Genomic DNA, 2,011 nt, shown 5'->3' on the forward strand with positions numbered 1-2,011 from the left:
CCGCGCTCGGATGGTGCCGCTGCGGCGCCCCGCTCGGACCGTGCCGCCGCGGCGGCGCCCTCCGCGGCCCGTCGGCCGGCGCCCGCCCAGCGGGTGGAGGTCGTCGACCCGTCCGACGACGAGTTCTTCGACGACGACGAGGCCTACGACGAGGCAGTCGGCGGCTCGCCCTGGGCGTGGCTGGTCCAACCGGTCCGGGGCATCGTCACGCCGGGCCGGCCGTGGCAGGACGCGCCGATCCATCCGATCCGCGTCACGCTGCCGGCGGGCCAGGGGTTCACCATCCGGGCCTGCTTCGAGGAGCCCGAGGAGGTCTGCTTCCTCGACCGGGACGGCCGGCCGCTGCTGTTCCGCTCCGCCGCGGGACTCGCCCGCCATCTCGATCAGGAAGACCACGTGATCGCCGGGATCGAGGGCTGGCCGGAGGTGAAGGACTGGTTCACCAACCTCGTCCTCGCCCCCGACGAGGAGGACCGGATCGACCTGGAGATCGTGCCGTACATCCTGCAGCACCCGCCGCAGCAGTGGCTGGCCGACGTGCTCGTCCGGGGGCGCGATCTGGCCGCCGAGCTGGCCGAGGCGTTCGACCTGCAGGACGTGTCCGGGCTGATCGCGGGCGGCTCACCGATCGACGAACTGGACGACGCGCTGCGCCTGTCGCGGCAGTCCGTCACCGGCTGGTCGGCCCGCCGCCGGCTGCGGGGGATCGACGCCGCGCCCCTGGTGCGGGACTGGCGCCGGGTGGTGGACGCCGTCGACCGCGCCGTCGTGTGGGAGGACTGACCCGACCCACTGGGGAGACTGACCCGACGCCGCTGGGAGGACTGACCCGACCCTGTCGGGGAGACTGACCCGACGCTGCGGGGAGGTCGGACCTGGTCCCGGTGGCAGGACTGACCGACCCCGCCCAAGGAGGGCCGCCGCGGGTCAGGCGGGGTTGCGGGCGGCGCTGGCGCGTACGACCAGCGACGGGGCGAGGTGGACCGGAGCAGTCGGCACGGGTGCGCCGGCGAGGCGGGCGACGAGCAGGTCGACGCTGCGCCGGCCGAGCTCGGCGAAGTCCTGGTGCACGGTGGTGAGCGGGGGCAGGAAGTAGCCGGATTCCGGCATGTCGTCGAAGCCGACGATGCTGGCGTCGTCAGGGACCGAACGGCCGGCCTCGTGGAACGCGCGCAGGACGCCCAGGGCGATGTGGTCGTTGCCGCAGAAGACGGCGGTGACGCCCGCGTCGGCGGCGAGCACCTGGCCGCGCAGGTAGCCGGAGCGGGCGGACCAGTCGCCGGCGGCGACCGGCGGGACCGGGGCGCCGGCGGCGTGCAGGGTCTGCCGCCAGCCGTCGATGCGGTCGCGCCCCTCGGGCCAGTCGGCCGGCCCTGGCACGTGGTGGACGGTGTGATGGCCGAGGTCCAGCAGGTGCCGGGTGGCGAGGCAGGCGCCGCGGACGTTGTCGACGCGCAGCATCGGCACGGCGCCGTCGTCGGCGCCGCCCACCCCGACGGTGGGGGTGCCCGGCGGTGCCTGGGCGAGGGCGTCCGCCACGGAGTTCTTCGGGGCGATCGCGATGATGCCCTCGACGGCCTGTGCGCAGAGCTGCTCGACGGCGTCGAGCACGGCGTGCCGGTCCAGTGATCGCACGGTGGCGATGCTGACGTAGTAGCCCGCCTCGCGGGCCGCCTTCTCGATGCCGTAGATCATCGAGGCGGGGCCGGCGAGGGTGGTCTCGAAGCCGATCAGGCCGATCGTGCGGGACCGGCTGGTCACGAGGGTGCGCGCGGCCATGTTGCGCCGGTAGTTGAGAATCCGCACCGCGTCCAGGACCCGGCTGCGGGTGCCGTCGCTGACGTTCGGCAGGTCGTTGAGCACCCGCGACACGGTCTGGTGCGACACCCCCGCCAGGCGGGCCACGTCACGCATCCCGACCTTGCGCGGCGGCGGCACCGCCACCGCGTCGGGCGCGACCCCGCCGGTGTGCGCGACCGGCCCCCGCCGGCTGCGGTCCGGCCCCGTCGGC

General features: G+C 75.1%; 1 protein-coding gene and 1 pseudogene. One reads left to right on the top strand and one right to left on the bottom strand.

What is annotated here, in order from left to right; genetic code table 11:
• Positions 1 to 783: pseudogene (locus tag AB0K00_RS57685) on the top strand (hypothetical protein); the annotation flags it as partial.
• Between the two features lie 144 nt (positions 784 to 927).
• Here the strand turns inward: AB0K00_RS57685 and AB0K00_RS57690 are convergent.
• Complete coding sequence (locus AB0K00_RS57690; RefSeq protein WP_363540207.1) at positions 928 to 1,914, bottom strand: LacI family DNA-binding transcriptional regulator; 987 nt, start codon at positions 1,912 to 1,914, stop codon at positions 928 to 930.
• Positions 1,915 to 2,011: the final 97 nt, after the last annotated feature.

This window comes from Dactylosporangium sp. NPDC049525 (assembly GCF_040676755.1).
In the GTDB taxonomy this organism is placed as follows: Bacteria; Actinomycetota; Actinomycetes; order Mycobacteriales; family Micromonosporaceae; genus Dactylosporangium.